The 12092-nt window shown below is 65.3% G+C and carries 15 protein-coding genes; 2 read left to right on the forward strand and 13 right to left on the reverse strand.

The genetic code is table 11. The annotated features are described in order from the left end of the window. Positions 1-37: 37 nt before the first annotated feature. The 7 genes from AVZ66_RS13035 to eif1A all read right to left on the reverse strand — a co-directional run bounded on the left by AVZ66_RS13035 (position 38) and on the right by eif1A (position 7090). The gene (locus AVZ66_RS13035; protein WP_058984507.1) at positions 38-232 is read right to left on the reverse strand and encodes a cold-shock protein; all 195 of its coding nucleotides are present in this window, start codon (positions 230-232) and stop codon (positions 38-40) included. A 406-nt stretch (positions 233-638) separates the two neighbouring features. Then, positions 639-1625, reverse strand: a complete 987-nt coding sequence (locus tag AVZ66_RS13040; protein WP_058984508.1) for an ornithine cyclodeaminase family protein — start codon at positions 1623-1625, stop codon at positions 639-641. 323 nt (positions 1626-1948) lie between these two features. Then, positions 1949-3637, reverse strand: a complete 1689-nt coding sequence (gene thsA / locus AVZ66_RS13045; RefSeq protein WP_394326155.1) for a thermosome subunit alpha — start codon at positions 3635-3637, stop codon at positions 1949-1951. Positions 3638-3839: 202 nt separating this feature from the next. Continuing rightward, positions 3840-4391 carry a pre-rRNA-processing protein PNO1 gene (locus AVZ66_RS13050; protein WP_058984509.1) on the reverse strand — a complete coding sequence of 184 codons (552 nt, stop codon included), beginning with the start codon at positions 4389-4391 and terminating at the stop codon, positions 3840-3842. A gap of 149 nt (positions 4392-4540) precedes the next feature. Beyond that, the gene (locus AVZ66_RS13055) at positions 4541-5707 is read right to left on the reverse strand and encodes a tryptophan--tRNA ligase (protein ID WP_058984510.1); all 1167 of its coding nucleotides are present in this window, start codon (positions 5705-5707) and stop codon (positions 4541-4543) included. Positions 5708-5901: 194 nt separating this feature from the next. Next, positions 5902-6789, reverse strand: a complete 888-nt coding sequence (gene rio1 / locus AVZ66_RS13060; RefSeq protein WP_058984511.1) for a serine/threonine-protein kinase Rio1 — start codon at positions 6787-6789, stop codon at positions 5902-5904. Between the two features lie 13 nt (positions 6790-6802). Then, positions 6803-7090 carry a translation initiation factor eIF-1A gene (eif1A, locus tag AVZ66_RS13065; protein ID WP_058984512.1) on the reverse strand — a complete coding sequence of 96 codons (288 nt, stop codon included), beginning with the start codon at positions 7088-7090 and terminating at the stop codon, positions 6803-6805. A 117-nt stretch (positions 7091-7207) separates the two neighbouring features. Here eif1A and AVZ66_RS16720 point away from each other — a divergent pair, with 117 nt between their 5' ends. After that, positions 7208-7384 carry a hypothetical protein gene (locus tag AVZ66_RS16720; RefSeq protein WP_197407772.1) on the forward strand — a complete coding sequence of 59 codons (177 nt, stop codon included), beginning with the start codon at positions 7208-7210 and terminating at the stop codon, positions 7382-7384. Positions 7385-7561: 177 nt separating this feature from the next. Here AVZ66_RS16720 and AVZ66_RS16725 read toward each other — a convergent pair whose 3' ends face one another. From AVZ66_RS16725 to AVZ66_RS13080, 4 genes are all read right to left on the reverse strand, one after another. Beyond that, complete coding sequence (locus AVZ66_RS16725) at positions 7562-7738, reverse strand: hypothetical protein (RefSeq protein ID WP_197407773.1); 177 nt, start codon at positions 7736-7738, stop codon at positions 7562-7564. A gap of 98 nt (positions 7739-7836) precedes the next feature. Then, positions 7837-8820, reverse strand: a complete 984-nt coding sequence (locus AVZ66_RS13070) for a tyrosine--tRNA ligase (RefSeq protein ID WP_058984513.1) — start codon at positions 8818-8820, stop codon at positions 7837-7839. Between the two features lie 62 nt (positions 8821-8882). Beyond that, positions 8883-9275 (reverse strand): universal stress protein, encoded by a 393-nt coding sequence (locus tag AVZ66_RS13075; protein WP_058984514.1) that lies wholly within the window; start codon positions 9273-9275, stop codon positions 8883-8885. A 24-nt stretch (positions 9276-9299) separates the two neighbouring features. Beyond that, positions 9300-9932, reverse strand: a complete 633-nt coding sequence (locus AVZ66_RS13080) for an Sjogren's syndrome/scleroderma autoantigen 1 family protein (protein WP_058984515.1) — start codon at positions 9930-9932, stop codon at positions 9300-9302. Between the two features lie 163 nt (positions 9933-10095). Here AVZ66_RS13080 and mdh point away from each other — a divergent pair, with 163 nt between their 5' ends. Further along, positions 10096-11010 carry a malate dehydrogenase gene (gene mdh, locus AVZ66_RS13085; RefSeq protein WP_058984516.1) on the forward strand — a complete coding sequence of 305 codons (915 nt, stop codon included), beginning with the start codon at positions 10096-10098 and terminating at the stop codon, positions 11008-11010. 183 nt (positions 11011-11193) lie between these two features. On the opposite strand, the gene AVZ66_RS13090 is transcribed toward mdh, so the two are convergent. Together AVZ66_RS13090 and AVZ66_RS16345 are read right to left on the reverse strand one after the other, a co-directional pair. Next, positions 11194-11436, reverse strand: a complete 243-nt coding sequence (locus AVZ66_RS13090; RefSeq protein WP_058984517.1) for a ferredoxin — start codon at positions 11434-11436, stop codon at positions 11194-11196. Positions 11437-11495: 59 nt separating this feature from the next. Continuing rightward, positions 11496-12092: a hypothetical protein gene (locus AVZ66_RS16345; protein WP_157575669.1), complete on the reverse strand. Its 597-nt coding sequence runs from the start codon at positions 12090-12092 to the stop codon at positions 11496-11498.

Consider the following 12092-nt stretch of genomic DNA (forward strand, 5'->3'; position numbering starts at 1 on the left):
AAAGCGGAGAATCCGCAGTTAGTTCTGAATTCGGGAGTTACGCGCGGATGACGTTCTTCGCGCGGGGGCCCTTGGGGGCCTGCTCGATGTCGAACTCGATCTCGGTGCCCTCGGTGAGGTCCTCGCCGCCCACATCTTCCATGTGGAAGAACACGTCGTCGTCCTCGTCGTCAGTCGTGATGAAACCGTAGCCGCCAGTCTGGTTGAAGAAGTCAACCTTGCCTTCTGCCATTACGTACAGATAGAGGCCCCATTCACGTATAACCATTCCGAGAGGAAGGGTAGCACGGGGGTCGGCCGGACGAACGTCCAAAATCGACCACGGAGAGTGGCGGTGACACGCATCCGCGAGCCTCGCGGCTCGACAGATCCCGAGGCGAGCGGTTCACCGAGCGCGAACAGCGTGAGCGCTCGGGCCGACGACTGAGTGGAGTGAAACGAAGTCGTTCGAAAGAGCGCGTCGCGCTCTTTCGTGATGACGAGAGAGCTTCGCTCTCTCGAACCACGAAGGAGGAGTGCTTTTAGTGCAGGTTTTGCCGAGTTGAGCGGGACCGAAGGTCCCGCTAACCATGTGAACGGGCGCAAAGCGCCCGTGAGCAGAGGCCGCCGCAGGCGGCCCGCAGCGCAAAACGTGCGTTCTAGACGCCGAGCAGGTCGAACTCGTAGCCGTTGTCGTGCTCGTCGGCGTGCTCGTAGGCGACGTGGGCGGCGGCGACGTCCTGAATCGCGAGGCCCGTCGAGTCGAAGACGGTGACGCCGTCCTCGGGCGTGCGGCCGTCCTTGAGGCCGGTGACGAGTTCGCCGACTTGGCCGTAGATGTCGTCGTCGCCGAGCACGCCCGCGTTGTAGGGGACGTTGATTTCCCCGGAGTGGGTGGTCTGGGCGTGGTCGTCGATGACGAGCTTGCTGTCGAGGAGGAGGTCGTCGGCGAGTTCGTGTTTGCCTTCGGCGTCGGCGCCCATCGCGTTGATGTGCGTGTGGTCGGCGACGTCCTCGCGGGAGACGATGGGGTCCTCGACGGGGGTGACCGTCGAGAGCACGTCGCAGTGGCCGGCGTCGCTAATCGACCCCTCGCGGACGTCGAAGCTGTCCTCGAAGTGCTCGACGAACGCGCGCACGGCGTCCTCGTTGACATCGCTGACGACGACCTCCTCGATGTCACGGACCGTCGAGATGGCCTCCAACTGAGTGTACGACTGGACGCCCGCGCCGACGACGCCGAAACTGGAGGCGTCCTCGACGGCGAGGTAGTCCGTGGCGACGGCGGCGGCGGCGCCCGTGCGCTGCATCGTGAGCTCCGTGCCGTCCATGATGGCAAGCGGGTACGCGTTCTCGGGGTCGGAGTAGACCATCGTCCCCATCACCGTCGGGAGGTCGTAGCGGTCGGGGTTGTCCGGGTGGACGTTCACCCACTTGATGCCCGCGGCGTCCCAGTCGCCGGCGTCCAGATAGGCGGGCATCGAGCGGAAGTCACCGTTGTACTCCGGCAGGTCGATGTACGACTTCGACGGCATCTGCGCGTCGCCGCGCTGGTAGGCGGCGAACGCGTCCTCGACGGCGGGGATGAGGTCCCCCATCTGGACGTTCTCGGCGACGTCGTCCTTGTTGAGCAGCAGTGTCTCCATGCCGCAAAAATTGCAGGCACCGCACTTAGAACCTCCCTTGTGTCGAGAGGCGCCGCTGTCCGGCAGTTCCGAAAGAAAGACGCGAGTCGGTGAGCGAGCGGTGCAGCGCGGCGAAACGGGAGCATCCGGCGACCGGAGGTCGCCGGTTCACAGCGCGCGGAGCGCGCTGGCGCCGAACCCACCGAAGGTGGGTGACGGCGCTTTTTCCCCAAGTTTTTGCGAACGAGGACGGCGAAGCCGTCCGAGTGTAGCAAAAAGTGGGTTTACATCATTCCGACTGAGCGGAGCTCCGTCGGCTGCTGTAAAATCGGCTCCTGCCGATTTTACATCATCCCGCCCATGCCGCCGCCCATACCGCCGCCCATGCCGCCGGCGCCGCCGGGGCCGCCAGCGGGCGGGCCTTCGTCGCCGCCGTCGTCGCCGTCGACCTGACCGCCGGCGAGGTCGCCGGCGGCGATGACGTCGTCGATGCGGAGAATCATCGTCGCCGCTTCGGTAGCGGAGTCGATGGCTTGGGTCTTCACGCGGAGCGGCTCGACGACGCCTTCGGCGTCCATGTCGATGACTTCGCCGGTGTAGGCGTCGAGGCCGGCCGCGGAGCCGCCGGCGTCGTGCTGACTGCGGAGGTCCACGAGGGAGTCGATGGGGTCGTGGCCCGCGTTCTCGGCGAGGGTGCGCGGGATGACTTCCAGCGCGTCCGCGAACGCTTCGACGGCGAGCTGCTCGCGGCCGCCGACGGAGTCGGCGAACTGGCGCAGCTCCATCGCGAGTTCGGTCTCGGGGGCGCCGCCGCCGGGCAGCACCTTGCCGTCTTCGAGCGTGACGCGAACGACGCCGAGGGCGTCGTCGATGGCGCGCTCGACTTCGTCGACGACGTGCTCGGTGCCGCCGCGGAGGATGAGCGTGACGGACTTCGCCTCTTCGACGTCCTCGACGAAGATGCGCTCGTCGCCGCCGATGTCCTTCTGGGCGACGCTGCCGGCTTCACCGAGGTCGCTGGCTTCGATGTCCTTGACGTTCGAGACCGGCGTCGCGCCGGTCGAGCGGGACAGACGGGTGAAGTCGTCGGATTTCACGCGACGCACGGCGAGGATGCCCTCCTGTGCGAGGTAGTGCTGGGCCATGTCGTCGATGCCGCCGTCCACGAAGACGACGTTCGCGCCGGCTGCCGAGAGCGCGTCGACCATCTCCTTGAGCTGCTCCTCTTCCTGGTCGAGGAACTCCTGAAGCTGGTCGGGGTCGGTGACGTTGACCTCGGTGTCGATCTCGGTCTCCTTGATTTCGAGGCCGTCGTCGACGAGCGCGATCTTGGCGTCCTCGACGCCGAAGGGCATGTTCTCGCTGACGCGCTCCTTGTCGACGATGACGCCCTCGATGAGTTCCGAGTTCTCGATGGCGCCGCCGGTGACTTTCTCGACTTTGACGTTGTCGGTGTCGACGCTGTCCTCGTCCGCGACGGACTGGACGGCGCGCACGACGAGACTGGAGAGGACGTCTTTGGCGTTCTCCGCGCCCTTGCCGGTCATGGAGGTCGCGGCGAGCTTCTCGAGTTCCTCGGTGTCGTCCGGGGAGATGTCGACGGCTTTCTCCTCGAGGAGTTCGCTGGCCTGCTCTGCTGCCTGTCGGTACCCCTGCGCGAGCGTGGTCGCGTGGATGTCCTGTTCGAGGAGGTTCTCGGCCTCGGAGAGGAGTTCACCGGCGACGACGACGGCGGACGTGGTGCCGTCGCCGACTTCGGTCTCCTGGGTCTCGGCGACCTCGACGATCATGTTGGCCGCCGGGTGCTCGATGTCCATCTCCTTGAGGATGGTGACGCCGTCGTTCGTGACGACGACGTTACCCGTGGAGTCCACGAGCATCTTGTCCATGCCTTTCGGGCCGAGTGTCGTCCGAACGGCCTCGGAGACGGCTTTCCCGGCGGTGATGTTCATCGACTGTGCGTCCTCTCCGGAGGTGCGCTGGCTGTCCTCGGAGAGTACAATAAGGGGCTGATTGCCCATCTGCTGCGCCATACTCATTGATTGAATGCGATTCTATTTAAAACTTGTGCGTAAAGGAGTACCACACCTGGGGAGACGCGCTGAGACGCCAGTCAGCGCCAAATCCACGATTCCGGAATTCGGTATTTATGCTTACTCTGTCGAAGCTCACGTGATGGAGCGCCCGCTGTCGGGTGAGGAAAACGAGAGCCGCAGAAGTGCGGATAGAACCGCGTCAGCCCGAGAACTCGTGGTACTCCATGCCCTGCTGTTTGAGTTCCTCGGCGCGCTTGCGCTCGAGGAACGAGTAGACGGAGCCGTGGGGCGCGCCGTCCAGCAGCATCTCGGCGGCCGAGCGCGCGACGTCGACCTCGTTCGGCTGACCGATGACACCGAACGTCGACCCGTAGATGACGACGTTCGCGCCCGTGAGTTCCTCCATCAGTTCGCGCGTGCGGCCGTTCTCGCCGATGAGCCGGCCCTTCTTGCGGCGGAGGTCGTTGTCGTTGCGGGCGGCGCGCTCGATGTCGACAGTCTCGAACATCCGCATCTCGTCGTCGAGGAGGCTGAGCGCGGCGTCCGGGTCGAACCCGCGACCGATGGCGCGGACGATTTCCGGCGCCTGCATCCCCCGAATCGGGTCGCCGGTGCGCTCGATGGCGACCGACCCGTCCTCGGAGTCGACGTCGAGACGGACCTCGGCGGCCTGCTCGATGCGGCGCAGGGTCTCCCCACCCTCGCCGATGAGCGCGCCGATTCGGTCCTGCGGAATCTTCACGTGCTTCATGATACCCCAGAATACTCGGTGGGACCGTAAAAGCCTTCTCTCACGGCGTGTGAGCGGTTCACGGCCGTTCCGGCTCTCCAACGACAGCGACTCGTCGCCGTCAGACAGCACGGCCGATTCGGATGGGAAGTCAGCCGCGAGTGCGCCAGTTATCCTCGCTGGAAGCCGACTACCGCACGCGCACGCTCGCGCTCGTCCTCGGTGAGTCGGTACGCTGCGAGTTCCTCGTGGACGTCGCCGAGCGCGTCGCGGCGGCGCTGGTGGTCGGCGAGGAACGCCGCGATGCGGTCGGCGGCGAGTTCCTTCAGTTCGCCCGAGAGCAGGTCGCCGCGCCGGTAGTCGCGCTCGATTCGCGCGAGTTCACGGTCGTCGGGCTCGAAGAACGCCGCGAGATACTGGAACGGGACATCCACTTCGGGGTCGCCGCCGTGCTCGCGGTGCTCCTCGACGCTCGCGCGACCGCCAGTGTAGGCGTGCTCGCGGACGTTCCGCCGCACCGTCTCGGCGTCGTCGGTGAGCCGAATCGCGACGCCCTCGGAACTGCTCATCTTCCCGGGGCCGCCAAGCGACGGCAGGAACTGCATCAGGAGTGCGCCCGGCTTCCGGACGGGGTAGCGGGCTTTCGCGGCGACGTCCCGGCTCACGCGAACGTGGGGGTCTTGGTCGACGGCGATGGGGACGAGCGTCTCGTGGGCGCCGTGGACCAGTTGCGGGAGCACCAAGTGCGCGGTCTGGACCGCCGGGTAGAACCCCTGTCCGGCGTTTTCGGGCGTCCCGTAGACGGCTTCGAGCGTCGAGTTCGTGATGTCCCGGGCGAACGCCGTCGCGAGCGGGTAGATTACGTCGGCGTCCTCGGTGTCGACGACGATTCGCGTCAACTCGGGGTCGAAGCCGACGGCGAGCAGGTCGCGAAGGTTCTCGTCGAGGTAGTCGCTGGTCTCGTCGGCGGTCTGGTCTTTGAACCAGAGTTTCTCGTCGTCGGAAACGGGGACGTAGACGCGCGCTCCGAACGTTTCCTGCAGGCGCTTCGCGAAGTAGAACACCATCGCGTGCCCGAGGTGCATCGGCCCGGACGGCCCGATGCCGGTGACGATGGACTGCGTTTCGCCGTCGAGGAACGCGTCGACATCCCGGCCCGCGTAGAACGACCCGCGGCGCACGATCGGGTGGTCGGGGAAGCGGCGTCGTTGGTCGTCTGTCAGCGCGTCCGCGCCGAACCGGGCGAGCAGTTTCTCGTAGTCGACGTCGCCCGCGACGCTGTACGGCGTGACCGAATCGGTGCTGTCCTGCTGGGTGGTCTCGGAGTCGGCTGGCATTTTGTGTGGATGTGGCTGGTGCTCGGCGAAGCGGTGCGCGAGAGAAGCGAGGGAGCCACGCCCCCGACCCGACCGAGTGACGCCCGTCAGGCCGCGGCGACGAGACTGTCCGCTCCCGGAGCACGCCAACGCCAGCCAGTGGGAGCGGACTGCATACTCGCGAGTAGCTCGACGGCCGCAAAAACGATTCCGGTCTACCCGTCGTCGGGCCGCTCTGTCTCCTCCGCGGAGCGCGGGGACGCGTTCTCCACGACGTAGTCGTACAGCGACTCGGGGTCGACATCCGCCCCTTGCCGCGCGAAGAAGTTCGCGACGTTCCGGCAGTCCCGCTGCAGGAACTCGCCGTGCTTGTTGTGGTGGATGGTGACCGCCTGCCCCACGTCGATGACGACGAGTTCGCCGTCGTACACCACGAGATTGTACTCCGAGAGGTCGCCGTGGACCAGTCCCGCGTCGTACAGCCGACGGATGTACTCGCGGACCACCTCGTAGGCCGTCTCGGGGTTGTCCACGTCGACGTCGTTCAGCGTCGGCGCGGGGTCGCCCTCCTGCCCGATGAGTTCCATCACGAGCACGTTCCGCTGGACAGCGATGGGTTCGGGGACGCGAACGCCCGCCTCGCGGGCGCGCTGGAGATTCGCGAACTCCTTTCGCGTCCACGAGAGCACGACCGCCTTCTTGTCGCCGCGAATCCCCTCGAAGCGCGGGTCGCCCTCCAGGTAGTCCCGCATCTGCGTGAAGTTCGACGCGTTGATGCGGTAGACCTTCACCGCGACGTCGCCGCCGTCGTGGTCGAGGGCCTCGTAGACGTTGGCCTCCTTCCCGGTCGAAATCGGGCCGCCGAACGCGCCCACGTAGCCGTCCTCGACCAGTTTGTAGATTGCCGCGTACGTCGCGTCGTCGAACGCCCCGTCGTCGAGTTTGAACCGCTCGTTGTCCTTCAGGCGCTTCCGGAACTCCGCGAACTCGCGGTCCTGCCGGCGCGCGATGCGGTCGGCTTCCGTGTCCGAGACGTCGATCTCCTCGAACTCGTCTCCGGACGCCCCCTCGGTGTCCTCGGCGAGTCCGAAGTCGTCGGTCACCGCCGCGCCACCGTCATTGGATGTGGCCTTCCTCTCGGAGCTGGTCGGCTTCGGACTTCTCGTACCGCCACGCCACGTCGGCCTTCTCGTCCTGCCAGTCCCACGGCTCGACGAGCACCACGTCGCCCTCCCGAATCCAGATGCGTTTCTGCATCCGGCCGGGGATGCGGGCGGTCCGCTCCTCCCCGTCCGCGCAACGAACCCGGACGCGGTTCGCGCCGAGCATGTCTGTGACTTCCGCGAACACCTCGTCGTCCTCGGGCATCCGAAGGTTCGTGCGTCCACCTTCGTCGTCGCTCATAGCGTCGAATACGACAGCGAGCGGTTTAAACCCTGTACAATCAGGGGTGCAGACGACCCCGCGAACGCGCTCCCCGCGACCAATACGCTTACCCCCGTGGTGGCGCTGGTCGGAGATATGCTCGACAAACTCGGGATCTCCGGCGTCGTCGGCGTCCTGTTGGTTCTCGCCGGCATCGGCGTCGTCGCGTGGAACGCCCCAATCGTCGCCGCCGGCCTCGTCCTCGTCCTCCTCGGCCTCGCGTTGCTCGTGCGCCGGGCCGCGAAATCAGTGATGGGCGTGTTCGGAATGTGAATCGCCTCGGGCCAAGTGGTTCGAGAGAGCAGAGCCGTCTCGGACGACCCCGTGGCTTCCTGATTCAACGACGCGCTTTGCAGACACCTGAGTGAACCCGCGTTTTTGCGCTATCGCCGAAAGCGTCTCTCGCAGCGCGTGGCGCCACACACTGCGCTCCTGGTGGCGTGGCTTCGGTCACTCCTCGACGACGGACTTCGTCTCCAGCCACTCCTCGAACTCGAAAAAGCAGTCCGAGCAGAGTCGCCCGGTCACCGTCTCCGTGTCGTCGCTCGCCGCCTCGAAGACGTACCGCTGGTGACGGGGCTGTTCCGGGTCGAGAGCCGTACCGCACCTGTCACAGTATTCCACCATGGGGCCGGTAGTTGCCGAGTCAGACGGAAAAGCCGGGTGGCCGCGACGCCGCGTCGGCGGCGACGGCCCGAGCGAACTCGCCGCGATTCAGACGCCGACTACTCGCCGCGAATCTCGCGGAGGCGCTCGCGACCGGGCGCGATGAGTTCGTCGAGGTAGTCCGCGAGCGCGCCCTTCGCGTCGGCGGGGTGGAGTTCGCCGGATTCGAGGTCGCTGGCGAGCGCCTCGTAGTCGTCGTACTCCAGATTGCCGCCGTACTCGTCGGGGCGCTCGACGACGACGCCCTCGAAGCGCGGGAAGACGTGGTACTGGAACAGCTCCAGCACGGGGTTGACGAGGTCGCCCTCGGGGTCGCGGGTCGGCGGGCAGAACGCCGAATTCACCTTCTCGTCGAGGTCTTCGGTGGAGTCCTCCATGGAGATGGTGATGCCCTCGCTGGAGGACATCTTCCCCTCGCCGGTTTCGAGGTCGCCGACGATGGGCGTGTGGATGGCGGGGCGCTTCTCGTAGCCGAGGCTCGGCAGTTCCTCGCGGGCGAGCATGTGGACTTTCCGCTGGTCCATGCCGCCGACCGCGACGTCGACATCGAGGTACTCGATGTCCAGCGCCTGCATCAGCGGGTAGACGAGGTGGCTGACCTTCGCGGTCTCGCCGCTCTGAATCTCGGCCATCGCGCGCTGGGCGCGCTTCAGCGATGTCTCCAGTTCGAGTTCGTGGACGTCGAGCTGGTAGTCGTCGTCCATCTGGTAGTCGCTGCCGAACACGAACTCCGTGCTGTCCTCGTCGAGGCCGTAGGCGAGGAACTGCGCTTTCATCTGCTCGGCGGTGGCGCGAATCTCCTCGAAGGAGCCCTTCCCGTTGAGGTAGGCGTGGACGTCCGCGAGCAGCACGACGACGTCGAGGCCGGCGTCCTGCAGGTCGATGAGTTTGTTCGCGGTGAGGAGGTGGCCGAGGTGGAGCACGCCCGAGGGCTCGTAGCCGACGTACGCTCGCTTCCCGTCGGGGTCGTCGGCGAGCGCTTCGAGTTCCTCCTCGGTCACGACTTCCGCCGCGTTCCGCGAGAGGAGTTCGTAGGTGTCCATACGACTGCGGAGTCAGCGCTCGGGGTTAAGCGGTTTGGAAGTGTGTGAACGCTTCCGCCGGCTCAGGGGATGACCGTGACGGGCACGCGGTCAGCGCGCAGAACCGTCTCGGCGGCGCTCCCGAGGAGCGCGCGTTCGAGCGCGCCGGCGCCGTGGTGGCCCATCACGACGTGGTCGTAGCCCCGTTCTTCGACGAGTTCGAGGACGTCGTCGCCGACGCTGTCACTGGGCCGGAACTCCACGTCGATGTCCGTGTTGACCTCGGGTTCCGTGTCGACGCCTTGCGCGTCGAGGACGCGGTCGACGCGGTCGACGACGGCGTCGGTGCTCTCCGATTCGGAGTCGGCGAAATGAACGACGTCGATGTCGCCGTCGTAGCGGCCCGCCATCTCCGCGGCGAACCCGAGCGCGCGGAAGCTACAGTCGGAGCCGTCGACGGGCACGAGAATATCCATGTGTGGAGGTGTGTGGCCGCCGTGTTACGAGTTGCGGCGGAGCGCGTCGAGAGCTTCGGCGCCCTCGCGGGCGGCTTCGAGGAACTCGCGGGCGCGACGCGGGTCGTCGGCGCCGGCGGCGCGGCGCGCGAGCGCGGCAATCGAGGCGTCGAGCGCGTCCGCGCCCTCCCCGGACTGCGTGGGGGAAGCCGGCTCGGTTCCGGCGGGTGGCTGCTGACTGTCGGCCGGCGACTGCTCGGGCGTCGCGGGCTGCGCCGGCGGTTGCTCGCGAGTGGGCTGAGCGGACTGCTGGCGTTCGACCGAACGAGACGGCTGCCGGCCCGCGGACTGCTGGTCGGCGGGCTGTCCGTCGGCAGACTGCCGGTCGGCGGACTGCTGGCCCTCGGCAGGCTGGGCCTCCGCCTGCGCTCGCGTGTCGGCCGGCTGGCTCGCGGCCTGCTGCTCGCCGCCGGACTGCTGGCAGTTCGGGCAGAACGACTGGCCCTCGTAGCGGAAAATCGGGTTCCCGCAGCGGTCGCAGTGCTTGTTGGTCATCGTCGCGCCCTGCAGGAGGAGTTCGCTCATGCGCTCGGTCTCCCCGCGGTCGTCGTCGTCGTACTTCTCCCGGAGTTCCTCGCGCACGGCCTCCTCGTCGAAGCCGTCGTCAGTGTCGCTCATGGGTGTGCACAGGACGCGACGCCTCGAAAACCCTGCGGAGGCGACCCCCGCTTCGAGCACTCCGGCGCGCGTCGACGGTCGTCGCCGTCCGTGCAGGCGAATTTCCCGCGCGCTGGGTGCCACCGAAGCGCTTAACGGATTCCCAAAGGTTGGTACACGTGATATGTCGAAAGTCAGCATCGTGGGGGCCGCCGGCACGGTCGGCGCCGCCGCAGGCTACAACCTCGCGCTCCGCGACATCGCCGACGAACTCGTGTTCGTGGACATCCCGGACAAGGAAGACGAGACCGTCGGGCAGGCCGCTGACGCGAACCACGGCGTCGCCTACGACTCCAACACGGAGGTCTATCAGGGGACGTACGAGGACACCGCTGGCTCCGACGTCGTCGTCATCACCGCCGGGATTCCTCGCCAGCCCGGACAGACGCGAATCGACCTCGCGGGCGACAACGCGCCCATCATGGAGGACATCGGCTCCTCCATCGCCGAGCACAACGACGACTTCGTGACGGTCACGACGTCGAACCCCGTCGACCTCCTGAACCGCCACCTCTACGAGGCCGGTGACCGCGACCGCCACAAGGTCGTCGGGTTCGGCGGCCGCCTCGACAGCGCGCGGTTCCGCTACGTGCTCGGGCAGCGCTTCGACGCGCCGGTGCAGAACGTCGAAGCGACTATCCTCGGTGAGCACGGCGACGCGCAGGTGCCCGTGTTCTCGAAGGTGCGCGTGGACGGCGCCGACCCCGAGTTCTCGGACAAGGAACGCGAGGAGATTCTCGAGGAACTCCAGCAGTCCGCGATGAACGTCATCGAGAAGAAGGGCGCGACCCAGTGGGGGCCGGCGACGGGCGTCGCCCACATGGTCGAGGCCATCCTCCGCGACACGGGCGAAGTCCTCCCCGGCAGCGTCGTGCTGGACGGCGAGTACGGGCTGGACGACGTCGGTCTCGGCGTCCCCGTGAAACTCGGCTCGAACGGCGTCGAGGAGGTCGTGGAGTGGGACCTCACGGAGTACGAGCGCGACCAGCTCGGCGAGGCCGCCGAGAAGCTCTCCGACCAGTACGAGAAAATCGCGTAAACGAGCGCTCTACGCGGGCGCGACTTCTTTGGCTACGTCGTCGGGTTCCTCGCCGTCGACGGACTCCGCCTCGGGGTCGAGTTCCCGAATCGGTACCTCCTCCCAGTGGTGGCACATCACAGTCGCTAGTGTGTTGTGAGTTAGCATAAGCCTTGCCCGCGTCGGAAACGCGGAAACGAGACCTCAGACGACCTGTTCGCCGTCGTCGTCGTAGACGGTGATGGCGTCGACGGGGCACGAGCGCGCCGCGAACTTCGCGTCCAACTCCGCGTCCTCGGGAATCTCGCGCGCGAACACGCCGTCCTCGACCTCCTCGCTGTCCTGCAGGACTGCTTTGCCGGCGTCGGTGTCCTTCTCGAAGGCGTCCCACTCCGCGACACACTGGAACATCCCGATGCAGACGTCGCGGTCGAACTCGACTCGCATACCAGTATTACAAAATTAGTAGTTATAGGCGTGCCGCTATTGGGCGAAAATCTGGATGGTTACAGTATCGTTCTTTCAACGGCAACATTGAAGTCGCCGCTATCTTCAGAAAACTGATTTATTAGTCGGCATTTATCATTTTTATCATGTATTCCTTTATCAATGCCAACTGCCTCCTCCATTTTTTGTTTGAATGCTATTAGGTTGAACTCGTCAACCGAATTTCCCCCAATAAATATAGAGCAAGAATGACAGCACAAAATATTGCAGTCGTATATCTGGGATGTAGTGTCGATTCGAACATCTTTCGTGTAATCAAATCGCTCGTTTACATCCCCTAGCCATTCATCAACGGACCTGTGATCTAAATCTGCTAATATTCTTAAGTGTAAATCGCCATCCACTAAATCATTAATAGAACTTGCTATAGTGCGCTTAAGGAAAGTCCGACCACCCTCAGCCTTAATCAAAACATCTCCTGGGTAGTCCGGTCTTTTTAACCAATCAATTTTTCTTGTTTCTTCTCCTCGTCTCGGTCCGTCATACTCTTCTAAATTAAACTCTCGGACATCAAGATGAGAGTCAAGCCTTTCAAACACCTGTCTTAATAGGTGCATGTCCCACTTGCCTTCACAAAGAATAAGACTCCGGCTCAT

Source organism: Halobacterium sp. CBA1132, from assembly GCF_001485535.1.
Lineage (GTDB): Archaea > Halobacteriota > Halobacteria > Halobacteriales > Halobacteriaceae > Halobacterium.